Annotated in this window: 20 protein-coding genes and 1 pseudogene; 10 read left to right on the plus strand and 11 right to left on the minus strand. The window is 62.3% G+C overall.

Going from position 1 to position 20,471, the window contains the following annotated elements; translation table 11 throughout:
- Positions 1-44: 44 nt before the first annotated feature.
- Positions 45-824 carry an exodeoxyribonuclease III gene (locus BM019_RS18430; protein WP_003176915.1) on the minus strand — a complete coding sequence of 260 codons (780 nt, stop codon included), beginning with the start codon at positions 822-824 and terminating at the stop codon, positions 45-47.
- An 81-nt stretch (positions 825-905) separates the two neighbouring features.
- On the opposite strand from BM019_RS18430, the gene pyrE reads away from it, so the two are divergent.
- A complete protein-coding gene (pyrE, locus tag BM019_RS18435; protein ID WP_007921122.1) occupies positions 906-1,550 on the plus strand; it encodes an orotate phosphoribosyltransferase in 645 nt (214 codons plus the stop codon).
- Positions 1,551-1,628: 78 nt separating this feature from the next.
- Here the strand turns inward: pyrE and argB are convergent, their stop codons facing one another.
- The 4 genes and pseudogenes from argB to coaBC all read right to left on the minus strand — a co-directional run bounded on the left by argB (position 1,629) and on the right by coaBC (position 5,898).
- Positions 1,629-2,534, minus strand: coding sequence for an acetylglutamate kinase (argB, locus tag BM019_RS18440; protein ID WP_007921120.1), 906 nt, complete (start codon positions 2,532-2,534; stop codon positions 1,629-1,631).
- Between the two features lie 39 nt (positions 2,535-2,573).
- A pseudogene (locus tag BM019_RS18445) lies at positions 2,574-3,932 on the minus strand (phosphomannomutase/phosphoglucomutase); the annotation flags it as partial.
- 296 nt (positions 3,933-4,228) lie between these two features.
- Positions 4,229-4,684: a dUTP diphosphatase gene (dut, locus tag BM019_RS18450; protein WP_009046184.1), complete on the minus strand. Its 456-nt coding sequence runs from the start codon at positions 4,682-4,684 to the stop codon at positions 4,229-4,231.
- 5 nt (positions 4,685-4,689) lie between these two features.
- Complete coding sequence (gene coaBC / locus BM019_RS18455; protein ID WP_007921117.1) at positions 4,690-5,898, minus strand: bifunctional phosphopantothenoylcysteine decarboxylase/phosphopantothenate--cysteine ligase CoaBC; 1,209 nt, start codon at positions 5,896-5,898, stop codon at positions 4,690-4,692.
- A gap of 131 nt (positions 5,899-6,029) precedes the next feature.
- On the opposite strand from coaBC, the gene radC reads away from it, so the two are divergent.
- Positions 6,030-6,704: a RadC family protein gene (gene radC / locus BM019_RS18460; protein WP_092419183.1), complete on the plus strand. Its 675-nt coding sequence runs from the start codon at positions 6,030-6,032 to the stop codon at positions 6,702-6,704.
- Between the two features lie 6 nt (positions 6,705-6,710).
- Here radC and BM019_RS18465 read toward each other — a convergent pair whose 3' ends face one another.
- On the minus strand, positions 6,711-8,300 hold the full coding sequence (locus tag BM019_RS18465; protein ID WP_092419185.1) for an ABC transporter substrate-binding protein: 1,590 nt from the start codon (positions 8,298-8,300) through the stop codon (positions 6,711-6,713).
- Between the two features lie 546 nt (positions 8,301-8,846).
- Here BM019_RS18465 and rpmB point away from each other — a divergent pair.
- Together rpmB and rpmG are read left to right on the plus strand one after the other, a co-directional pair.
- Positions 8,847-9,080, plus strand: coding sequence for a 50S ribosomal protein L28 (gene rpmB, locus BM019_RS18470; RefSeq protein ID WP_007921114.1), 234 nt, complete (start codon positions 8,847-8,849; stop codon positions 9,078-9,080).
- A gap of 11 nt (positions 9,081-9,091) precedes the next feature.
- Positions 9,092-9,247: a 50S ribosomal protein L33 gene (gene rpmG / locus BM019_RS18475; RefSeq protein ID WP_003177274.1), complete on the plus strand. Its 156-nt coding sequence runs from the start codon at positions 9,092-9,094 to the stop codon at positions 9,245-9,247.
- A 58-nt stretch (positions 9,248-9,305) separates the two neighbouring features.
- Here the strand turns inward: rpmG and BM019_RS18480 are convergent, their stop codons facing one another.
- Positions 9,306-9,668, minus strand: coding sequence for a cupin domain-containing protein (locus tag BM019_RS18480; protein ID WP_038574716.1), 363 nt, complete (start codon positions 9,666-9,668; stop codon positions 9,306-9,308).
- 235 nt (positions 9,669-9,903) lie between these two features.
- Between BM019_RS18480 and BM019_RS18485 the strand changes: the two genes are divergently transcribed.
- Positions 9,904-11,397, plus strand: coding sequence for an aldehyde dehydrogenase (locus tag BM019_RS18485; RefSeq protein ID WP_009046182.1), 1,494 nt, complete (start codon positions 9,904-9,906; stop codon positions 11,395-11,397).
- A 139-nt stretch (positions 11,398-11,536) separates the two neighbouring features.
- Positions 11,537-12,685: an MFS transporter gene (locus tag BM019_RS18490; RefSeq protein WP_092419187.1), complete on the plus strand. Its 1,149-nt coding sequence runs from the start codon at positions 11,537-11,539 to the stop codon at positions 12,683-12,685.
- 15 nt (positions 12,686-12,700) lie between these two features.
- Here BM019_RS18490 and BM019_RS18495 read toward each other — a convergent pair whose 3' ends face one another.
- Together BM019_RS18495 and BM019_RS18500 are read right to left on the minus strand one after the other, a co-directional pair.
- A complete protein-coding gene (locus BM019_RS18495; protein WP_009046180.1) occupies positions 12,701-14,269 on the minus strand; it encodes a phospholipase D family protein in 1,569 nt (522 codons plus the stop codon).
- A gap of 60 nt (positions 14,270-14,329) precedes the next feature.
- Positions 14,330-15,760 carry an aminotransferase-like domain-containing protein gene (locus tag BM019_RS18500; protein WP_007921095.1) on the minus strand — a complete coding sequence of 477 codons (1,431 nt, stop codon included), beginning with the start codon at positions 15,758-15,760 and terminating at the stop codon, positions 14,330-14,332.
- Positions 15,761-15,940: 180 nt separating this feature from the next.
- Between BM019_RS18500 and BM019_RS18505 the strand changes: the two genes are divergently transcribed.
- Positions 15,941-16,186 (plus strand): DUF1127 domain-containing protein, encoded by a 246-nt coding sequence (locus BM019_RS18505; RefSeq protein ID WP_009046179.1) that lies wholly within the window; start codon positions 15,941-15,943, stop codon positions 16,184-16,186.
- A gap of 107 nt (positions 16,187-16,293) precedes the next feature.
- Here BM019_RS18505 and BM019_RS18510 read toward each other — a convergent pair whose 3' ends face one another.
- Positions 16,294-17,607 carry an NAD(P)/FAD-dependent oxidoreductase gene (locus BM019_RS18510; protein WP_092419189.1) on the minus strand — a complete coding sequence of 438 codons (1,314 nt, stop codon included), beginning with the start codon at positions 17,605-17,607 and terminating at the stop codon, positions 16,294-16,296.
- A gap of 148 nt (positions 17,608-17,755) precedes the next feature.
- On the opposite strand from BM019_RS18510, the gene BM019_RS18515 reads away from it, so the two are divergent.
- Positions 17,756-18,109: a YkgJ family cysteine cluster protein gene (locus BM019_RS18515; RefSeq protein ID WP_092419191.1), complete on the plus strand. Its 354-nt coding sequence runs from the start codon at positions 17,756-17,758 to the stop codon at positions 18,107-18,109.
- A gap of 83 nt (positions 18,110-18,192) precedes the next feature.
- Here the strand turns inward: BM019_RS18515 and BM019_RS18520 are convergent, their stop codons facing one another.
- Entirely contained in the window at positions 18,193-18,681 is a 489-nt protein-coding gene (locus BM019_RS18520; protein WP_007932443.1) for an Lrp/AsnC ligand binding domain-containing protein, read from the minus strand.
- Positions 18,682-18,837: 156 nt separating this feature from the next.
- Here BM019_RS18520 and dadA point away from each other — a divergent pair, with 156 nt between their 5' ends.
- Together dadA and BM019_RS18530 are read left to right on the plus strand one after the other, a co-directional pair.
- Positions 18,838-20,139, plus strand: a complete 1,302-nt coding sequence (gene dadA / locus BM019_RS18525; protein ID WP_009046177.1) for a D-amino acid dehydrogenase — start codon at positions 18,838-18,840, stop codon at positions 20,137-20,139.
- Positions 20,111-20,464, plus strand: a complete 354-nt coding sequence (locus tag BM019_RS18530; RefSeq protein ID WP_009046176.1) for a RidA family protein — start codon at positions 20,111-20,113, stop codon at positions 20,462-20,464. Before dadA ends, BM019_RS18530 begins: the two co-directional genes overlap by 29 nt.
- The last annotated feature ends 7 nt before the right edge of the window (positions 20,465-20,471 follow it).

Here is a 20,471-nt window from a genome sequence, read left to right on the forward strand (position 1 = left end):
AAGCCGACACTGATGTCGGCTTTTTTGTGGCTGCGAAAAGACGCTTAGATGGTCAGCGTCCAGTCGTAGTCCACGATCAGCGGCGCGTGCTGCGAGAAGCGCGGCTGGCGTGGCAGGCGTGCGCTGCGCACGAAGCGACGCAGGCCCGGGGTCAGCAACTGATAGTCGAAGCGCCAGCCCAGGTTGAGCATCTCGGCCTGTTCGTTGTCCGGCCACCAGCTGTATTGATCGCCTTCGCGGCTGACTTCGCGCAGGGCGTCGACATAACCCATGTTCCCGACAATCTCGTCCATCCAGGCACGCTCAGGCGCCAGGAAACCCGGAGATTGTTGGCTGTCACGCCAGTTCTTGATATCCAGCTTCTGTTGCGCCACGTACAGCGAGCCACAATAAATGTACTCGCGACGTTTGCGCCGCTGTTTATCCAGGTAACGGGCGAAGTCGTCCATAAGCTTGAACTTCTGGTTCAAGTCTTCATCGCCGTTCTGCCCGGAAGGAAGCAGCAAGGTCGCGATGCTGACCTTGTCGAAATCGGCTTGCAGGTAGCGCCCGTAGCGGTCGGCCGTCTCGAAGCCGAGACCGCTGATGACAGCCTTCGGTTGCAACCGCGAATACAAAGCCACACCGCCTTGGGCGGGAACTTCGGCATCGCAGGCATAAAGGAAGTAGCCATCCAGTTGGAAGGCTGGATCGTCCAGTTCAAAGGCGGAGGCGCGGGTGTCCTGCAGGCAGATGACGTCGGCATTCTGTGCTTGCAGCCAACTGAGCAAACCTCGCTCCACCGCAGCCTGAATACCATTGACGTTCACACTGATGATCCGCATAAATGGCCCCAAAAATCACGTGCGTGTATGATACCCGAGGTCTACCTAATTAGCTAAATCCGTGGTATTTGGGGCTTTTTCATGCAGGCGTATCAGCGCGATTTCATTCGTTTTGCCATCGATCGCGGGGTTTTGCGCTTCGGTGAGTTCACCCTGAAGTCCGGGCGTACCAGTCCTTACTTCTTTAATGCCGGCCTGTTCAACAGCGGTTCGGCCCTGGCGCAGCTGGGGCGTTTTTATGCCGCGGCGATCGTCGACAGCGGCATTTCTTTCGATGTGCTTTTCGGCCCGGCGTACAAAGGCATTCCTTTGGCGGCGGCGACGGCCGTGGCCCTGGCCGAGCATCATCAGCGCGATCTGCCATGGTGCTTCAACCGCAAGGAAGCCAAGGCTCACGGCGAAGGCGGCAGCCTGGTCGGCGCGCCATTGACTGGCGATGTGCTGATCATCGACGACGTGATCACCGCGGGCACCGCGATTCGCGAAGTGATGCAGATCATCGAATCCCAGGAAGGCGCCAAGGCGGCGGGTGTGCTGATCGCCCTGAACCGTCAGGAGCGTGGCAATGGTGAGTTGTCGGCGATCCAGGAAGTCGAGCGCGACTTCGGCATTCCGGTGGTGAGCATCGTTTCCCTGACCCAGGTCCTGCAGTTCCTGGCGGACGATCCGGCGCTCAAGCAGCATCTGCCGGCGGTGGAAGCCTACCGCGCGCAATTCGGCGTCTGATACCGACCTGTAAGGATCGCACAGGCAAAAAAAGACCCCGCTCAGCCAGGCTGAACGGGGTCTTTTTGTTTGTGTTGCTTAAGGACGCTTGCGATTGCTGATCAGGGTGCCGACACCGGTATCGGTGAAGATCTCCAGCAGAATCGCATTGGGTACGCGACCGTCGATGATCAACGAGCTGCCCACGCCACCCTGTACCGCTTCCAGCGCGCAACGAATCTTCGGCAGCATGCCGCCGTAGATGGTGCCGTCTTCGATCAGGGCGTCGACCTGCTGGGTGGTCAGGCCGGTCAGGACCTTGCCCGACTTGTCCATCAGGCCGGCGATGTTGGTCAGCAGCATCAGCTTCTCGGCTTTCAGCGCCTCGGCCACCTTGCCGGCCACCAGGTCGGCGTTGATGTTGTACGACTCGCCGTTGGCACCGACGCCGATCGGCGCGATCACCGGGATGAAGTCACCTTTGACCAGCAGGTTCAGCAGGTCGGTGTTGATGCCGACGACTTCGCCTACGTGGCCGATGTCGATGATTTCCGGGGTGGTCATTTCCGGCGTCTTGCGGGTGACGGTGAGCTTCTTCGCGCGAATCAGCTCCGCGTCCTTGCCGGTCAGGCCGATGGCGCTGCCGCCATGGCGGTTGATCAGGTTGACGATGTCCTTGTTCACCTGGCCGCCGAGGACCATCTCCACCACGTCCATGGTCGCCGCATCGGTGACGCGCATGCCATCGATGAAGTGGCTTTCGATGGACAGGCGCTTGAGCAGGTCACCGATTTGCGGGCCGCCGCCATGCACGACCACCGGGTTGATCCCGACAGCCTTCATCAGCACGATGTCGCGGGCGAAGCCGGTCTTCAGCTCCTCGCTTTCCATCGCGTTGCCGCCGTATTTGATCACCAGGGTCTTGCCGACATAGCGGCGAATATAAGGCAGCGCTTCGGACAGGACCTTGGCGGTATTGGCGGCGGCATCGCGTTCGAGGGTCATTCAGGGCTCCGGCACTTCAATAAAGGCGCTTGAAGAAAATCAAAACGGTAGTTGGAGGTCAGGTGCAACACGTTTCAGCTGGGTGTGGAACACATCCTTGATGCGCTGCAGTTCGGCTTCGTCATCGGCTTCGAAGCGCAGTACCAGCACCGGCGTGGTGTTGGAGGCGCGAACCAGGCCCCAGCCTTTGGGGTAGTCGACTCGTACGCCGTCGATGGTGGTCAGGTCGGCGCCTTCACCCCATTGCGCGTCGTGCAGCGCATCAATGATGCTGAATTTGCTCTCTTCGGTCACATGGATATTGATTTCCGGCGTAGAAATATCGTTCGGGAAGGTGGCAAACAGCTCTTCCGCGTTGGATTTTTCCTTGCTGAGGATCTCCAGCAGCCGCGCGGCGCTGTAGATACCGTCGTCGAAACCGAACCAGCGTTCCTTGAAGAACACATGTCCGCTCATTTCACCGGCCAGCAACGCACCGGTCTGCTTCATTTTCTTTTTGATCAGCGAGTGACCGGTCTTCCACATGAGTGGGCGACCGCCATATTCCTTGATCAGCGGGATCAGACGGCGGGTGCATTTGACGTCGAAGATGATCTCCGCGCCCGGGTTGCGCGCTACGACATCCTTGGCGAACAGCATCAACAGGCGATCGGGGAAGACGATGCTGCCGGTGTTGGTCACGACGCCAACGCGGTCGCCGTCACCGTCGAAGGCCAGGCCGATATCGGCGTTGGTCTCGGCGACCTTGGCGATCAGGTCTTCCAGGTTCTCCGGCTTGCCCGGGTCCGGGTGGTGGTTGGGGAAGTTGCCGTCCACTTCGCAGAACAGCGGGATGACTTCGCAGTTCAGCGCTTCGATCAGCTGAGGCGCGATGACGCCGGCCGCGCCGTTGCCGCAATCGACCACGACTTTCAGGCGGCGGGCGAGTTTGATGTCCTGAACGATTTCAGTGTTGTAGCGATCGAGGATGTCGACCTTGGTGATGCTGCCCTGGCCACTGCTCAGGTTGTTGGTCTTGAGGCGATCGTGCAGGGCCTGGATCTGTTCGTTGGCCAGGGTGTCGCCGGCAATGACGATCTTGAAGCCGTTGTAGTTCGACGGGTTGTGGCTACCGGTCAGCATCACCCCGGATTTGCCGGCCAGCACATTGGCTGCGTAATACAGTGCCGGTGTCGGTACCAGGCCGACATCGCTGACGTGGCAGCCACTGTCGTGCAGGCCCTGGATCAGTTGCGCCACCAGCTCGGGGCCGGACAGGCGACCGTCACGGCCTACGCAAACATTGGGTTCGCCCTGGGCCAGGCTCTCGGAGCCAATGGCGCGACCGATCCAGTAGGCGGTTTCAGCGTTCAGGGTTTCCGGAACGGTTCCGCGAATGTCATAAGCGCGAAAGATGCTTTCAGGGAACTTGGGTACGACTTGGGCTGCGTTGCTCATCACTGGGGGTGCTCCGTCTAAAAGGGGGCAGGACAGGCCGGAATACTGACCGGAAGGCTCAAACTGAAGGGTATGACGGCGTTTTTGCCCTTGGGTTCATGGTGCAAAAATGCCATCTGATGAGCGTCAGCTCTTTTTCGATCACCTTGTGCCGTGATTCCGGGTGGTCAAGTCCGCGAATAAACCTGCTGAGTTTTCGTGCTGAAACACAGCCTACCAATCTTAGGCGAGCCGCTGGCGCGGCCCGCTTTTTTTGTTCAATGGCTGCCGGAGTGACCGAAACCGCCCGCGCCGCGCTGGCTTTCGTCGAAGGCTTCGACCACTTCGAAGTGCGCCTGGACCACGGGTACCAGAACCAACTGGGCAATGCGTTCGCCCACCGCAATGTTGAAGGCGGTCTGACCGCGGTTCCAGCAGGAGACCATGAGTTCGCCCTGGTAATCGGAGTCGATCAGGCCGACCAGGTTGCCCAGGACGATGCCGTGTTTGTGACCCAGGCCGGAGCGCGGCAGGATCAGCGCGGCGAGGCCGGGGTCGCCGATGTAGACGGACAGGCCGGTAGGAATCAGCAGGGTCTGGCCCGGTTCCAGGAGGGTGTCCTGCTTGAGCATGGCACGCAGGTCGAGGCCGGCGGAACCTGGCGTGGCGTACTGCGGCAGAGGGAATTCGTTGCCGATGCGTGGGTCGAGGATCTTGGCTTGTAAAGCGTGCATGCGAGTTAAACCTGGTTCAGCCGTTCGGCGATGAAAGAGATCAGTTGGCGGGCAATCTTGCCCTTGCTGGTCTGGGCGAAGAGAGTTGCGTGCAACTCCCGGTCAATCACGCTGCAGGCGTTTTCCTCGCTGTTGAAGCCAATGCTCGGGTTGGCCACGTCGTTGGCGACGATCAGGTCGAGGTTCTTGTCTTTGAGTTTGCGTGCAGCGTAGTCGAGCAAGTGTTCGGTTTCAGCGGCGAAGCCGACGCTGAACGGACGGTCGGGGCGGGTGGCGATGGTGGCCAGGATGTCCGGGTTGCGCACCATCTGCAGCAGCAGGCCGTCGCCGTTCGTAGGGTCTTTCTTCAACTTCTGTGGGGCGACGACTTCCGGGCGGTAGTCCGCGACCGCGGCCGAGGCGATGAACAGGTCGCACGGGATAGCGGCCTCACAGGCAGCGAGCATGTCGCGGGCGCTGACTACGTCGATCCGGGTCACGCGATCCGGGGTCGGCAGGTGCACGGGACCGGTGATCAGGGTTACCCGGGCACCGGCTTCGACCGCGGCTTCGGCCAGGGCAAAGCCCATTTTCCCGGAGCTGTGGTTGGTGATGTAGCGCACCGGGTCAATGTTTTCCTGGGTCGGGCCGGCGGTGATCAGCACGTGTTTGCCGGTCAGCGCCAGGTGCTGGAAGCAGTCGGCGGCGCACAGCGCCAGATCGTTGGCTTCGAGCATGCGGCCCAGGCCGACGTCGCCACAGGCCTGGCTGCCGGAAGCCGGGCCGAAGACCTTCAGGCCACGGCTTTGCAGCAGCTGGGTGTTGGCCTGGGTGGCAGGGTCGCGCCACATGGCCTGGTTCATGGCCGGGGCGATGGCGACGGTGGCGTCGGTGGCCAGGACCAGGGTGGTCAGCAGGTCGTCGGCGATGCCTTGGGCCAGGCGGGCGATCAGGTCGGCGGTGGCCGGGGCGATCAGCACCAGGTCGGCCCATTTGGCCAGTTCGATATGGCCCATGGCGGCTTCGGCCGCGGGGTCGAGCAGGTCCAGGTGGACCGGGTGCCCGGACAGGGCCTGCATGGTCAGCGGGGTGATGAATTCACTGCCGCCACGGGTCATGACCACACGTACTTCCGCGCCGTGGTCGAGGAGTCGGCGAACCAGCTCGGCGCTCTTATAGGCAGCGATGCCGCCGCCGACGCCGAGAACGATGCGTTTCCGATACAGCCGCTGCATAGGCCTGCCTTTCAGTTCAATGATTGCTGCGTGTAACACCCCCTCCCCAGGGGAAATTCCACGCAAAAAGATGGGCTAAGATAGCACAGCGACCGCTATGGAACAGCGGCGCCCACACACATGGAGGTGCTATGAGCATTCGCGACTGGCCTGCGGCGGAGCGCCCGCGGGAGAAGCTTCTCGAGCAGGGCGCGATGGCCCTTTCCGACGCCGAATTGCTGGCGATTTTCCTGCGCACCGGGGTCGCCGGAAAAAGCGCGGTCGACCTGGCGCGACACCTGTTGCATCAGTTCGGCAGCCTGCGTGGTCTGCTCGAGGCGGACCAATTGACCTTCAGTCGGCAGCTTGGCCTGGGCCCGGCCAAGTTCGCGCAATTGCAGGCGGTGCTGGAAATGGCGCGGCGGCATCTGGCGGAAAAACTCAGTCGCAATTCGGTGCTGGAAAGCCCGGTGGCGGTCCGCGACTACCTCAAGGCGATGTTGCGCCATGAACCGCATGAGGTCTTCGGTTGCCTGTTCCTCGACTCCAAGCACCGGGTGCTGGCGTTCGAGGCGTTGTTCCAGGGCTCCATCAACACCACCAGCGTCTATCCGCGGCAGGTGGTCAAGCGTGCCCTGGCGCACAACGCGGCGGCGCTGATCCTGTGTCACAACCATCCTTCGGGTGTTTCCGAACCGAGCCAGGCGGATCGGGTGCTGACCCGCAGGCTCACGGAGGCGCTGGACCTGGTGGATGTGCGCGTACTCGACCATTTCATCGTCGGCGAGGGTGAGCCGCTGTCGATGGCCGAGTACGGTTGGATGTAGCCGGGGTCAGGGCTTGAGGCTGACCTTCGAGTAGTCCTGGCGACCGAACGGGCTGACCTGATACCCATGGACATCCTTGCGCGTCAGGGCGAAAGCGGTCGGATGGGCAAGCGGTAGCCACAGGGCCTGCTGCTGGATCTGGGTTTGCGCCTGCTGGTAAAGCTTGCTGCGCACGCCCTGCTCGGTGGTGGTCTTGCCGGCGGTGATCAGCTTGTCCAGGCCGGGGTCGCAGTAGCGGGCGAAGTTGGTCCCGGACTTGACTGCCGCGCAGGTGAACTGCGGGGTGAGGAAGTTATCCGGATCGCCGTTGTCGCCGGCCCAGCCCATGAACAGCAGGTCGTGCTCGCCGGCCTTGGCCCGACGGATCAGCTCGCCCCATTCGATCACGCGGATCTCCGCCTGGATCCCGACCTCCGCCAGGTCCGCTTGCAGCTGTTGCGCGCCCAGGCTCGGGTTGGGGTTCAGCAAGCTGCCGGAAGGGCGGGTCCAGATCGTGGTCTGGAAACCGTCTTTCAGGCCGGCCTTGGCCAGCAGCTGGCGGGCTTTCGCAGGATCGTGGGCGTAACCCGGCAACTCCTTGGCGTAGCTCCAGGTGTTGGGCGGGAAGGGGCCGTTGGCGGGTTCGGCGGTGTTTTCGAAGACCGCTTTCAGGTAGTTGGCCTTGTCGAAGGCGAGGTTGATGGCCTGGCGCACTTCAGGTTTGTCCAGCGGTGGGTGCTGGCTGTTGATGGCGACGAATGCGGTCATGAAGGCCGCGGTTTTCTCGACCTTGAGCGCAGGCTCCTCAAGCGCGGCGCTCACGTCCAGCGGTTTGGGCGACAGGGCGATCTGGCATTCGTTGCGGCGCAGCTTCTGCAGGCGCACGTTGGCGTCCGGGGTGATGGCGAAGATCAGCGAGTCCACCGCCGGCTTGCCGGCAAAGTAGTCGGGGTTGGCCTTGTAGCGGATCGATGCGTCCTTCTGGAAACGGCCGAAAACGAAGGGGCCGGTGCCGATCGGCTGGCTGTTGAGCTTGTCCTGGGTGCCGGTCTTGAGCAACTGGTCGGCGTATTCGGCGGAGTAGATCGACGCAAACCCCATGCTCAGGGTGGCGAGGAAGGTCGAGTCGGCGTGGTCGAGGGTGAAGCGCACGGTCAGCGGATCCAGGGCATCGATCTTCTTGATCAGCGCCGGCAACTGCAGCGACTGGGCATGGGGATAGCCGCTCTGCGCCACTTTATGCCAGGGGTTGGCCGGGTCGAGCATGCGGTCGAAGCTGAACTTCACGTCTTCGGCGGTCAGCTCGCGGCTCGGATTGAAATACGCGGTGCGATGAAACTTCACTTTCGGGTGCAGCTTGAACACATAGGTCAGGCCGTCGGCCGAGACTTCCCAGCTGTCGGCCAGGCTCGGTACCACCTTGCCGCTGCTGGCGTCGAACTCCACCAGGCGATTCATCAGCACATCGGCCGATGCGTTGGTGGTGGTCAGCGAGTTGTACTGCACTACGTCGAAACCTTCCGGGCTGGCCTCGGTGCACACGCTTAATGCGGCGGCGTGGGCCAGCGGGCTCAGAAGAAGAGGGGCGAACAGGAGCGGGAGGGCAGCGAGGCGCATGTTTGGCTTCCTTTGCAGATCGAAGGCCCATCTGCGAGTGCAGTCTGGAAAAGGCTTACCCTAGTGGCCCCGTTGAAAAATGACTATCCCCTTTTTTCGCTCGTGGGCCGGATACATTGGCATTTATTGCCGCGTCGAACCTGTTGGCGGCCGGCAGTCATGGCCACATTAGGCATAAATTGACAGAGGTTTTTTTCCATATATTGACGTGGAACGAGCGGTGCGGCGGCTGTGCAGGGTAATTTTGCCGCCTGTTTCACCCTCGGAGAATTTATTCTGCGACGAGCGGTCAGCCATGGCGCCAGCCTTTGGTGCAGGCATCCGGAGCAAGAAAACAGGGACTTTTCGAAATCCAAAGCACACCGGCTGTTGTTGCTGCGGGGTCTTTCTGGTATAAAGCAGCGCTCTTTTCTAGGGGCCCGGTTCCTTCGCTTGTAGGTGTAGCCGGTAAGACCCTAAAGAAACGCGGCGCCTGGCGCCAAATGACTGAGAGATTAAGCGGCCAACCCATGCCGGGTTGGGCATGTGGTTTTAGAGGGCTGAGGCATGTCGAGAGTCTGTCAAGTTACCGGTAAGGGTCCGGTGACTGGGAATAACATTTCCCACGCAAACAACAAAACCCGTCGTCGTTTCCTGCCGAACCTGCAGCATCACCGCTTCTGGGTTGAGTCCGAGAAACGTTTTGTGCGTCTGCGCGTATCTGCCAAAGGCATGCGTATCATCGACAAGCGTGGCATTGATGTCGTGCTGGCCGAACTTCGTCGCGATGGCAAGGTTTAAGGGAGCTAATCATGCGTGAATTGATTCGTTTGATTTCGAGCGCCGGTACTGGTCACTTCTACACTACCGACAAGAACAAGCGCACTACTCCGGACAAAATCGAGATCAAGAAATATGATCCGGTTGTTCGTAAGCACGTGATCTACAAGGAAGGCAAAATCAAGTAATTGATTTTTCTTCTGACAAAAAAACCCGCCTTCAAGCGGGTTTTTTTGTGCCTGCGATTCAGGCTTTCGGTTCGAAGATCACATAGATCTTGCGGCACGGCTCCAGCACCTCCCAGGTGCCGCGAAAGCCCGCGGGAATGACGAAGCGATCGCCGGCGCGCAAGGTCTTGGCATTGCCTTCGCCGTCACGCAGGACCGAAACCCCCTGCACGATCTCGCAGTATTCATGTTCGGTGTAGTTCACCGTCCACTGGCCGATCGCGCCTTCCCATACCCCGGCGTTCATCTGGCCGCACGGGCTGTTGTAGTGGTTGAAGACGGTCTGCTCAGGGTCACCCTTGAGGACTTTTTCCTGGGCGGGGCGATACCGCTCGGGCGCAGTGTTGGCCTGATTGAAGTCGACGATGTCCTGGATGCTCATGCTGGTATTCCCCCCTGATTGCGCTGCGAATGGCTGGAAAGCCCAAAGTCTATGTTTATTAAAATGAACATAGCAATGGCGTTTGCCTGGCCTCTGTCAAATATATTGAAACTTCGGGTGCCGCTGGTTTAGGGTGGCGAATGCCATGGGCCGAAGCAGGCTGGCCGGGCAGAATTCCTGAAGGTGCCGGCATCGATCGCGTGGCGCCTGTATCCAACAAGAGGAGGACACTCGCATGACCACCCTGACTCGAGCCGATTGGGAACAACGCGCCCGCGAGCTGAAAATCGAAGGCCGCGCCTACATCAATGGCGAATACACCGCCGCCGTTTCCAACGAGACTTTCGAATGCATCAGCCCGGTCGATGGCCGTCTGCTGGCGAGTATTGCCAGCTGTGACGCCGCCGACGCGCAACGCGCCGTGGAAAACGCCCGCGCCACTTTCAATTCCGGCGTCTGGTCGCGCCTGGCGCCGGCCAAGCGCAAAGCCACCATGATTCGTTTTGCCGGCCTGCTGAAGCAGCATGCCGAAGAACTGGCCCTGCTCGAAACCCTGGACATGGGCAAGCCGATCAGCGACTCGCTGGGTATCGACGTTCCCGGCGCGGCGCAAGCGCTGAGCTGGAGCGGCGAAGCCATCGACAAGATCTACGACGAAGTCGCCGCCACGCCCCACGACCAACTGGGCCTGGTGACTCGCGAGCCGGTGGGTGTGGTCGGCGCTATCGTGCCGTGGAACTTCCCGTTGATGATGGCCTGCTGGAAACTCGGTCCGGCGCTGTCCACCGGTAATTCGGTGATCCTCAAGCCGTCGGAAAAATCGCCGCTGACCGCTATTCGCATCGCCGCGCTGGCCGTCGAGGCTGGGATCCCGGCCGGCGTGCTCAACGTGCTGCCAGGTTATGGCCACACCGTGGGCAAGGCCCTGGCCCTGCACATGGACGTCGATACCCTGGTGTTCACCGGTTCGACCAAGATCGCCAAGCAGCTGATGGTCTACTCCGGCGAATCGAACATGAAGCGCGTCTGGCTGGAGGCGGGCGGCAAGAGCCCGAACATCGTGTTCGCCGATGCCCCGGACCTGCAGGCCGCGGCCGAATCCGCGGCCAGCGCCATCGCCTTCAACCAGGGCGAAGTCTGCACCGCCGGTTCGCGCCTGCTGGTGGAGCGTTCGATCAAGGATAAATTCCTGCCGCTGGTGATCGAGGCCCTCAAGGCCTGGAAACCGGGCAACCCGCTGGACCCGGCCACCAACGTCGGCGCGCTGGTGGATACCCAGCAGATGAACACCGTGCTGTCGTACATCGAGTCCGGTCATGCCGATGGCGCCAAGCTGGTGGTGGGCGGCAAGCGCACCCTGCAGGAAACCGGCGGGACCTATGTTGAGCCGACCATCTTCGATGGCGTCAGCAACGCAATGAAGATCGCCCAGGAAGAGATCTTCGGCCCGGTGCTCTCGGTCATCGCCTTCGACACCGTGGAAGAAGCCATCCAGATTGCCAACGACACGCCTTATGGCCTGGCCGCGGCGGTATGGACGGCCAATATCTCCAAGGCTCACCTGACCGCCAAGGCGCTGCGGGCCGGCAGTGTCTGGGTCAACCAGTATGACGGCGGCGACATGACCGCGCCGTTCGGCGGCTTCAAGCAGTCTGGCAACGGTCGCGACAAGTCGCTGCATGCGTTCGACAAGTACACCGAACTGAAGGCGACCTGGATCAAGCTGTAATTCAAGGGGCGCGGATGCCAGGCGTCTGAACAGACGCCATCGCGCGCACCGTTAGCCGATCCATATCGCAGCCGGGCTTTCCGTAAGGGAGGTCCGGCTGCGTTGTCTCTGTATTAAAAAAATCCACAGGAGCGTGGAAATGCGCTGGGCAACGTATTTCGCCGTTTTGGCGGCTGTCCTGAGTGTGGGTCTGGCCTTGGGCGTGAGCATGCCGCTGGTGTCGTTCCGCCTGGAGAGCTGGGGTTATGGGCCCTTTGCAATCGGCGTGATGGCCTCGATGCCGGCGATTGGCGTCTTGCTCGGGGCGAAGGTTTCCAGCCGCCTGGCGGCACGCTTCGGCACGGCGGGGCTGATGCGCCTGTGCCTGTGGGGTGGGGCGATCTCCATCGGCCTGCTGGCGCTATTGCCGAGTTATCCCCTGTGGCTGGTACTGCGGCTGATGATCGGCGTGGTGCTGACCATCGTCTTCATCCTCGGCGAAAGCTGGATCAACCAGTTGGTGGTGGAGCAGTGGCGCGGTCGCCTGGTGGCGCTGTATGGCAGTAGCTATGCCTTGAGCCAATTGGCTGGCCCGCTGCTGCTGGGTGCCTTGGGCACCGAGCATGACTACGGTTTCTGGGTGGGCGTCGTGCTGCTGGTGGTGTCGCCTCTGTTGCTGATGGGCCGCAGCGGCGCGCCGAGCAGCGAGTCCTGCAGCGTGACTTTCGGTGATCTGTGGCGCTTCTGTCGTGGCCTGCCGGCCATTGGCTGGGCGGTGGCGCTGTTCGCCGCGTTTGAAGCGATGATCCTGACCCTGCTGCCGGTCTATTGCCTGCGCCAGGGGTTTACCGAGGACATCGCCCTGGCGATGGTCAGCACCGTTGTAGTGGGCGATGCCTTGTTGCAGCTGCCCATCGGCGCCCTGGCCGATCGCGTATCGCGGCGTGCCTTGTTCGCCGGCTGCGCTGTGGTCCTGCTGCTGTCGAGCCTGGCCATTCCGTTGCTGCTCGACACCCTGCTGATCTGGCCGCTGTGGGTGCTGTTCGGCGCCAGCGCCGGTGGCCTGTTCACCTTGTCGCTGATTCTGATCGGCGAGCGCTACCGCGACGATGCGCTGGTGCGCGCTAATGCCCACGTCGCTCAGCTGTGGGGTATCGGCTGCCTGATCGGGCCGCTGGTGGCGGGGGCGGGCAGCCAGTGGGTCAGCGGGCATGCCTTGCTGTTGCTGATGGCGGCCGGGGCCCTGGGGCTGATTGTGCTGTTGTTGCGCGAAGGCGCGTTTGGCGCGGCCCAGCCACAAACCCTGTAGGAGCGAGGGCTGGGCTCAGAGCATCCGTTCGAGGCCGATGGTATTGCTCATCCAGGCATTGAAACGCCGCCACCAGCTGCCCGGCTCGCGGGTCAGGGTGTGCAGTTGCTGGTTGTCTTCGGTGACCCAGACCAGCTTGCCGTCCTGCAGCTTCGCCTCGTAGCTCAGGGCCGGCGCCATGCCTTGCAGCGCCAGGCTGCGAACGCGTTCGGCCAGCTCGGGGCTGTCCACCAGCACCCCGACCTCGGTGTTCCACAGCACCGAGCGCGGGTCGAAGTTGAAGGAGCCGATAAAGGACTTCTGGCGGTCGAAGATGATCGCCTTGCTGTGCAGGCTGGAGTCTGAGCCAGGATACGACGCACTGTGGAACAGGTGAGGACCGCTGCCGCCGCCGTTACCGGGTTGGCGCCGCAGTTCATAGAGTTTCACGCCGTGTTGCAGCAGCGCCTTGCGATACGGCGCGTAGCCGCCGTGGACCGCCGGTACGTCGGTGGCTTCCAGGGAGTTGGTCAGCAGGCTCACCGCAACCCCGGCGTCGGCGCGTCCGGTGAGGTAGACCAGGCCTGGCTGGCCGGGGACGAAATAGGCCGAAACCATCATCAATTCTTTACTGACGCTCTGTAGCTCCGGCGCCAGCTGGGTGGTCAACAGCAGGTGCGGGTCGGGTTCGCCCTTGGACAGGACCTTGCTCGGGGCGTCCCACAGCGCCTGGTTCCAGGCCCAGATCAGCTCTTTGCGCCAGACGTCCATGCGCGGCTGGGTCCGATAGGCCTTGAGCTCCTGGAACAGGGCATGCTCCTGCTGCTGGGCGTCGTCCAGCGATTGCTGCAGGCGCAGCCGGGTGTTGGCCAGCTCCCGGGCCGATGGCAGGCGCGACATAAACTCGCCGATGGGTTTGCTCAGGGCGCTGTTCCAGTACTGGTCGAAGCTGTGCCCGAGCTGTTCGGCCACCGGGCCGATACCGAGGATGTCGATGTCGGTGAAGTTCAGGTTGGGTTCGGCGTCGAAGTACTCGTCCCCCAGGTTGCGCCCGCCGACGATGGCCGCGCTGTTGTCCGCCAGCCACAGCTTGTTGTGCATCCGCCGGTGTTGCAGCGACAGGTTGAACAGGCGCCCCATGGTACGGGTCACGCCGGTGCTGCGCCCCAGGTGCAGGGGGTTGAACAGGCGGATCTGTATCCGCGGATGGGCGGCGAGGGTGGCCATGATCTGGTCCAGGCCGTCGCTGGTGGTGTCGTCCAGCAGAATGCGGATGCGCACGCCGCGGTCGGCGGCCTTGAGCAGTTCGTCCACCAGCATCCGGGTGCTGATGCCGTCATGGACGATGTAGTACTGCAGGTCGAGGCTGCTTTGGGCGTTGCGGATCAGCTCGGCGCGGGCCATGAAGGCTTCGCTGCTGTCGGATAGCAGGCGAAAGCCCGAGCGTCCCTGATAGGGGGCGGCCTGGGCCTGGATCGAGCGACCGAAGGCCGAGTCGGCGGCCGGCAGTGCCTGGCTGGGCTCGTGAGGCACATCGAGGCTGACGCAGCCGCTCAGGCACAGCGCGATCAGCATAAGGAAGGCCAGGGCCTGTCTGGATCTCAAGTCAGCTCATCTCGAATCGCTGCGATGGTCTAGCTGTGACGCCGGTTTCACAGGAAAAGGTCAGTCCGTGGCGCAATCTTCAGCCAGCAGCTTGATGGCCGCTGCGCCGACTTTGCGCACGGCTTCCTCGATCTGTGCCGTTGGCTTGGCAGCGTAGTTCATCCGCAGGCAATTGCGGTACTTGCCCGAGGCCGAAAAGATGCTGCCCACGGCAATCTGCACGCCCTGGCCGAGCAGCGCGCGGTTCAGGCGCAGGGTATCGAAACCTTCCGGCAGTTCGACCCACAGCATGAACCCGCCCTGTGGCCGGCTGGCGCGGGTGCCGGTGGGGAAATAGCGGCTGACCCAGTCGATCATCAGGTCGCGATTGCGCTGGTACTGGGTGCGCATGCGCCGCAGGTGCGGCTCGAAATTGCCGCTCTTGAGGAACTCGGCGATGGCGATCTGCGGTTGCGGCGCGGTGGAGCCGGTGCTGATGTATTTCATGTGCAGCACTCGTTCCAGATAGCGCCCGGGGGCGACCCAGCCGATGCGCAGGCCCGGCGCCAGGGTCTTGGAGAAGGAGCTGCACAGCAGCACCCGGCCATCGTCATCGAACGACTTGATGGTCCGCGGGCGCGGGTAGGTGTAGGACAGCTCGCCATACACATCGTCTTCGATGATCGCCACGTCAAAGCGCTGGGCCAGGGTCAGCAGGGCCCGCTTGCGCGACTCCGGCATGATATAGCCCAGCGGGTTGTTGCAGTTGGGGGTCAACTGTATGGCCTTGATCGGCCATTGCTCCAGGGCCAGTTCCAGGGCGTCGAGGCTGATGCCGGTGAGTGGGTCGGTGGGGATTTCCAGGGCCTTCATGCCCAGACCCTTGAGGGTCTGCATGGCGCCGTGGAAGCTCGGCGAGTCGACGGCGACGATATCCCCGGGCTCGCAGGTGGCACGGATGCTGGTGGACAAGGCTTCATGGCAGCCGGTGGTGATCACCAGGTCGTTGGCGCCGAGCTGGCAACCGGAATCGAGCATCAGCCGCGCCAGCTGTTCACGCAGTTCGTGCACGCCGTAGATGGTGTCGTAATACAGACCGGGCATGTCCTGGCGCCGGCTGATGCGGGCGAGCCCGCGCAACAGGGGCTTGAGGGTCGGGCTGGTGACGTCGGGCATACCGCGGCCCAGCTGGACGATGTCCTTGCGCGGCACACTGCGGATCAGTTCCAACACCTGGTCCCACTGCGAAATCTCCACTGGCCGCTGCGCCGGGCGACCTACCGCGGGCAGTGCCGGCAGCTCGCGGCTGACCGGCACGAAATAGCCGGACTTGGGCTTGGGCGTCGCCAGGCCGCTGTCTTCCAGCACCCGATAAGCCTGCTGCACGGTACTCAGGCTGACCCCGTGTTCGACACTCAAGGCCCGTACCGACGGCAGTCGGTCGCCGGGGCGATAGAAGCCTTGTTCGATACGTGTGCCCAGCAGTTCGGCGAGATTGACATACAGGGTCATGGCGCAGCCTCGGGGTGATTGAATCGGGTAACCAGTACAGATGGCGCAAAATTACAGGATTCAGCCCGGATAGGGGAAATTCTGTATGGAAATAATAGCAGTGCTTTGAATCTGTAATGGTTTCTGGCGCCCGCGCATGATGTCTGCTCATAGCGACCCAAGTAAACAGGAGCAGCAAAAATGAACGGCTTGAGCGATGTGCGTCTGTCGTTACACAGTCAGGAACTGGCGGCTGGGCAGGAGCGGGCAGCAGGGGCGATGTCCGTCCACAATGCGCCGTCCGGCCTCGGTCTCTGGGGCTTGTACTGGCATCGACTGCGTACACGCAAGGCACTGCTTGAGCTGACCACCGAACAGTTGCGCGATATCGGCCTGAGTCGCGAACAGGCCCGGCAGGAAGGGCTCAAGCCGTTCTGGCGGCTGTAGCCGCTGGCGCAGCCTGCGATCGGTTGCGCAGCAACCGCAAAAGGCCGCATCCGATTTCACCGGATGCGGCCTTTTTCATGCCTGTCGCGTGGCGGCCACAAATGCCTTCAGACCAGTTCTTTCAACCGATGCCAGAGCATCCCCAGCGCCAGCAGCGGCGAACGCAGGTGCTTGCCGCCCGGGAAGGTGATGTGCGGGACCTGGGCGAACAGATCGAAACCACCGCCCTGCTGGCCGCTGATGGCTTCGGCCAGCAACTTGCCGGCCAGGTGCGTGGCATTCACGCCGTGGCCCGAGTAGGCCTGGGCGTAATACACATTGGGCTGGTCTTTTAGACGGCCGATCTGCGGCAGGCGGTTGGCGCCGATGCCGATCATGCCGCCCCATTGATAGTCGATCTTCACCGCCGCCAGCTGCGGGAACACCTGCAGCATCTTCGGCCGCATATAAGCGGCGATGTCCCGCGGGTCGCGGCCGGAATAGTGGCAGGCGCCGCCGAACAGCAAGCGCCGGTCGGCTGAAAGGCGGTAGTAATCCAGGGCCACCCGCTGGTCGCAGACCGCCATGTTCTGCGGCAACAGGGCGTGGGCCAGCTCTTCGCTCAAGGGTTCGGTGGCGATGATGTAACTGCCGGCGGGCAGCACCTTGCCACCCAGTTGCGGGTTGAGATCGTTGAGGTAGGCGTTGCAGCCCAGCACCAGGGTGTTGGCGCGCACCGAGCCCTGGGCGGTATGGACTTTGACCTGCGGCCCGTAATCGATGCGGGTCACGGCCGAGTGTTCGAACAGGCGCACGCCCAGTTGCTGCGCGACCGCGGCTTCGCCCAGGGCCAGGTTCAGCGGGTGCAGGTGCCCCGATCCCATGTCGATCAGGCCGCCGACGTAACGGTCGGAGCCCACCACGCTGTGCATCTCATGGGCTTGCAGCAGCCGGGTTGCATGGCGATAGCCCAGATCGTGCAGCTCCTGGGCATCTTCGGCGAAACCTTCGAGGTCGCGCGGTTTGTTGGCCAGGTCGCAATAACCCCAGGTCAGGTCGCAGGGAATCTGGAAACGCTCGATGCGCTGGCGGACGATTTCCACCGCTTCCAGGCCCATCAGTTTCATCTGGCGTACGCCGTCTTCACCGATGACTGGGGCGAACTGCTCGAGGCCGTGACCCACCCCGCGAATCAGTTGCCCGCCGTTGCGCCCGCTGGCGCCCCAGCCGATCTTGCGCGCCTCCAGCAGAATGACGCTGAACCCGCGCTCGGCCAGCTCGATTGCGGTATTGAGCCCGGAGAAGCCGCCGCCGACCACGCATACGTCCGCCTGATGCTCGCCGGCCAGCGCCGGATAATCGGGCTGGGGCAGGCTGCTGGCGGCGTAGTAGGAGGCGGGGTGCGAATGGCCTGGCCCCGACGGCTGAACACGGCTGTTCATGTGGATCATCCTGATTCGTGTGTTTGGAAAATTTGACGGAGCATAAGCCGGACCTTTCCGGCGCGGCAACATTGGTCGGCCAGTGCTGTCTGCCACAAGGCTTTTAGGGCAAAATCGCGGCCTCTCCAGACTCCCGGTAAGCGCTTCGATGAGCTGCAACAGCCAGAAAATCCGCACGCTCCGACAGCAGATCCCCTCGTTCGAGTGTGTGCCCGGCTGTCACGACTGCTGTGGTCCGGTCACCACTTCGACCGAAGAGATGTCGCGCCTGCCGCGCAAGACCCGGGCCGAGCAGGACGCGGCGATGGAAGAGCTGAACTGTGTGCACCTGGGGCTCAATGGCTGCACGGTGTATGACGAGCGGCCGCTGATCTGTCGCCTGTTCGGCACCACGCCGAGCCTGCCATGCCCCAATGGCCGACGCCCGGTGGAGCTGATCCACCCGCGGGTGGAGAAGCAGATCCATGAATACATGGCGAGCACCCGGCAGGTGCTGGTCTGACCCGAGGCTATCGCGGGCATGTAGGCGCGAGGCTTGCCCGCGATAGCGATTGCCCTGACGACAGGACCTGCGGGCCGTTGTGATCAATCCGGAATCGGCAGGCTCAGGCTCTCTTTCACCTCTTCCATCACTATATAGCTCTTGGATTCACGTACGTGGGGCAGCTTGAGCAGGATGTCGCCCAGCAGTTTGCGGTACGAGGCCATTTCGGAAATCCGCGCCTTCACCAGGTAGTCGAAGTCCCCCGACACCAGATGGCATTCCAGTACGTGCGGCAGTTTCAGCACGGCGCGGCGGAACTCCTCGAAGGTGTCGCCGGACTTGTAGTCCAGGCTGATTTCGACGAACACCAGCAGGCTACCCTTGAGGTGCTGCGGGTTGAGCCGGGCGTTGTAGCCCATGATGATGCCTTCGCGCTCCAGGCGGCGGACCCGCTCGGTGCACGGCGTGGTCGACAGCCCGACTTTCTCTCCCAGCTCGGTAAAGGAGATGCGCCCATCGGCTTGCAGGATGCGCAGGATATTGCGATCTATCTTGTCCAGCTCACGCTTCGTCTGATGGTTGGTACGCATAGGGGATGCGCCTCCGTGAAAAGGGTTTTTGCCGAGAATTCTCGCCAAATATAGGCGTTTATATAGTGAAAAGCACTGGCCATTGCTTTTTATACTGCGCACATCTTCGCTCTGAATAACAAACGTCAGCGGTTATCCGCGATGAGGGATATGAAAATGCGCGTTCTGGTCTTGGGTAGCGGTGTGATCGGTACCACCAGTGCCTACTATCTGGCCCGTGCCGGTTTCGAAGTGACCGTCGTCGACCGTCAGCCGGCCGTTGCCATGGAAACCAGCTTCGCCAACGCCGGCCAGGTTTCGCCGGGTTACGCCTCGCCCTGGGCCGCGCCGGGCGTGCCGCTCAAGGCCATCAAGTGGCTGCTGCAGCGCCACGCGCCGCTGGCGATCAAGGCCACCGCCGACATCGATCAATACCTGTGGATGGCGCAAATGCTGCGCAATTGCACCGCGGCCCGCTATGCGGTGAACAAGGAGCGCATGGTCCGCCTGTCCGAGTACAGCCGCGACTGCCTCGACGAACTGCGCGCGGAAACCGGCATCGCCTATGAAGGCCGCAGCCTGGGGACCACCCAGCTGTTCCGCACCCAGGCGCAACTGGATGGCGCGGCCAAGGATATCGCCGTGCTCAAGGAGTCCGGCGTACCTTTTGAAGTGCTGGACCGTGAAGGCATCGCCCGCGTCGAGCCGGCCCTGGCCAGCGTGACCGACATCCTGGCCGGCGCCCTGCGCCTGCCGAACGACCAGACTGGCGACTGCCAGATGTTCACCACGCGCCTGGCGCAAATGTGCACCAAGCTGGGTGTGGAGTTCCGCTTCGACCAGGACATCCAGCGCCTGGACTTCGCCGGCGATCGCATCAACGGCGTCTGGATCGACGGCAAGCTGGAAACCGCCGACCGCTACGTGCTGGCCCTCGGCAGCTACTCGCCGCAACTGCTCAAGCCCCTGGGTATCAAGGCCCCGGTGTATCCGCTCAAGGGTTACTCGCTGACCGTGCCGATCACCAACCCGGCCATGGCCCCGACTTCGACCATTCTCGACGAAACCTACAAGGTGGCGATCACCCGTTTCGACAACCGTATTCGCGTTGGCGGCATGGCTGAAATCGCCGGTTTTGACCTCTCGCTCAACCCTCGTCGGCGCGAAACGCTGGAGATGATCGTCAACGATCTTTATCCTCAGGGCGGTGATCTGTCCCAGGCCAGTTTCTGGACCGGCCTGCGTCCCACCACCCCGGACGGCACGCCGATCGTTGGCGCCACGCCCATGCGCAACCTGTTCTTGAACACCGGCCATGGCACGCTTGGCTGGACCATGGCCTGTGGTTCCGGTCGTCTGCTGGCCGATCTGATGGCGAAGAAAAAGCCGCAGATCAGCGCCGAAGGTCTCGATATTTCTCGTTACGGTAATCCTCAGGAGCCTGCAAAACATGTCAATCCAGCGCCAGCTCACCAATGAGCGCATGAGTCAGATCGTCGTCCACAGCGGTACCGTGTATCTGGCCGGGCAAGTCGGCGACGACCTGAACGCGGGGATTGAGCAGCAGACCCGTGAAACCCTCGCCAACATCGAGCGTTTGCTGGACCTGGCCGGCACCGACAAGTCGCGCCTGCTGTCGGTGACCATCTACCTGAAGGACATCGATGCGCACTTCGCCGGGATGAACAGCGTATGGGACCAGTGGCTGCCAAAAGGCGTCGCCCCGGCCCGCGCAACCGTCGAAGCCAAGCTCTGCGAACCGGAAATCCTGGTCGAGCTGTCCGTCGTGGCCGCTCTGCCTTAAGCAAGAT

The sequence above is a fragment of the Pseudomonas sp. NFPP07 genome (assembly GCF_900115645.1).
Taxonomy (GTDB): Bacteria; Pseudomonadota; Gammaproteobacteria; order Pseudomonadales; family Pseudomonadaceae; genus Aquipseudomonas; species Aquipseudomonas chlororaphis.

What these genes read in the sequence shown, in the direction of transcription:
- radC (WP_092419183.1), top strand. Translation starts at nt 6,030, where the DNA reads ATGAGCATTCGCGACTGGCCTGCGGCGGAGCGCCCGCGGGAGAAGCTT.
- BM019_RS18500 (WP_007921095.1), bottom strand. Translation starts at nt 15,760, where the DNA reads ATGACCCTGTATGTCAATCTCGCCGAACTGCTGGGCACACGTATCGAA.
- BM019_RS18530 (WP_009046176.1), top strand. Translation starts at nt 20,111, where the DNA reads ATGTCAATCCAGCGCCAGCTCACCAATGAGCGCATGAGTCAGATCGTC.
- rpmB (WP_007921114.1), top strand. Translation starts at nt 8,847, where the DNA reads ATGTCGAGAGTCTGTCAAGTTACCGGTAAGGGTCCGGTGACTGGGAAT.
- BM019_RS18490 (WP_092419187.1), top strand. Translation starts at nt 11,537, where the DNA reads ATGCGCTGGGCAACGTATTTCGCCGTTTTGGCGGCTGTCCTGAGTGTG.
- pyrE (WP_007921122.1), top strand. Translation starts at nt 906, where the DNA reads ATGCAGGCGTATCAGCGCGATTTCATTCGTTTTGCCATCGATCGCGGG.
- BM019_RS18510 (WP_092419189.1), bottom strand. Translation starts at nt 17,607, where the DNA reads ATGAACAGCCGTGTTCAGCCGTCGGGGCCAGGCCATTCGCACCCCGCC.
- dadA (WP_009046177.1), top strand. Translation starts at nt 18,838, where the DNA reads ATGCGCGTTCTGGTCTTGGGTAGCGGTGTGATCGGTACCACCAGTGCC.
- BM019_RS18520 (WP_007932443.1), bottom strand. Translation starts at nt 18,681, where the DNA reads ATGCGTACCAACCATCAGACGAAGCGTGAGCTGGACAAGATAGATCGC.
- BM019_RS18430 (WP_003176915.1), bottom strand. Translation starts at nt 824, where the DNA reads ATGCGGATCATCAGTGTGAACGTCAATGGTATTCAGGCTGCGGTGGAG.
- coaBC (WP_007921117.1), bottom strand. Translation starts at nt 5,898, where the DNA reads ATGCAGCGGCTGTATCGGAAACGCATCGTTCTCGGCGTCGGCGGCGGC.
- dut (WP_009046184.1), bottom strand. Translation starts at nt 4,684, where the DNA reads ATGCACGCTTTACAAGCCAAGATCCTCGACCCACGCATCGGCAACGAA.
- argB (WP_007921120.1), bottom strand. Translation starts at nt 2,534, where the DNA reads ATGACCCTCGAACGCGATGCCGCCGCCAATACCGCCAAGGTCCTGTCC.
- BM019_RS18465 (WP_092419185.1), bottom strand. Translation starts at nt 8,300, where the DNA reads ATGCGCCTCGCTGCCCTCCCGCTCCTGTTCGCCCCTCTTCTTCTGAGC.
- BM019_RS18485 (WP_009046182.1), top strand. Translation starts at nt 9,904, where the DNA reads ATGACCACCCTGACTCGAGCCGATTGGGAACAACGCGCCCGCGAGCTG.
- BM019_RS18505 (WP_009046179.1), top strand. Translation starts at nt 15,941, where the DNA reads ATGAACGGCTTGAGCGATGTGCGTCTGTCGTTACACAGTCAGGAACTG.
- BM019_RS18480 (WP_038574716.1), bottom strand. Translation starts at nt 9,668, where the DNA reads ATGAGCATCCAGGACATCGTCGACTTCAATCAGGCCAACACTGCGCCC.
- rpmG (WP_003177274.1), top strand. Translation starts at nt 9,092, where the DNA reads ATGCGTGAATTGATTCGTTTGATTTCGAGCGCCGGTACTGGTCACTTC.
- BM019_RS18515 (WP_092419191.1), top strand. Translation starts at nt 17,756, where the DNA reads ATGAGCTGCAACAGCCAGAAAATCCGCACGCTCCGACAGCAGATCCCC.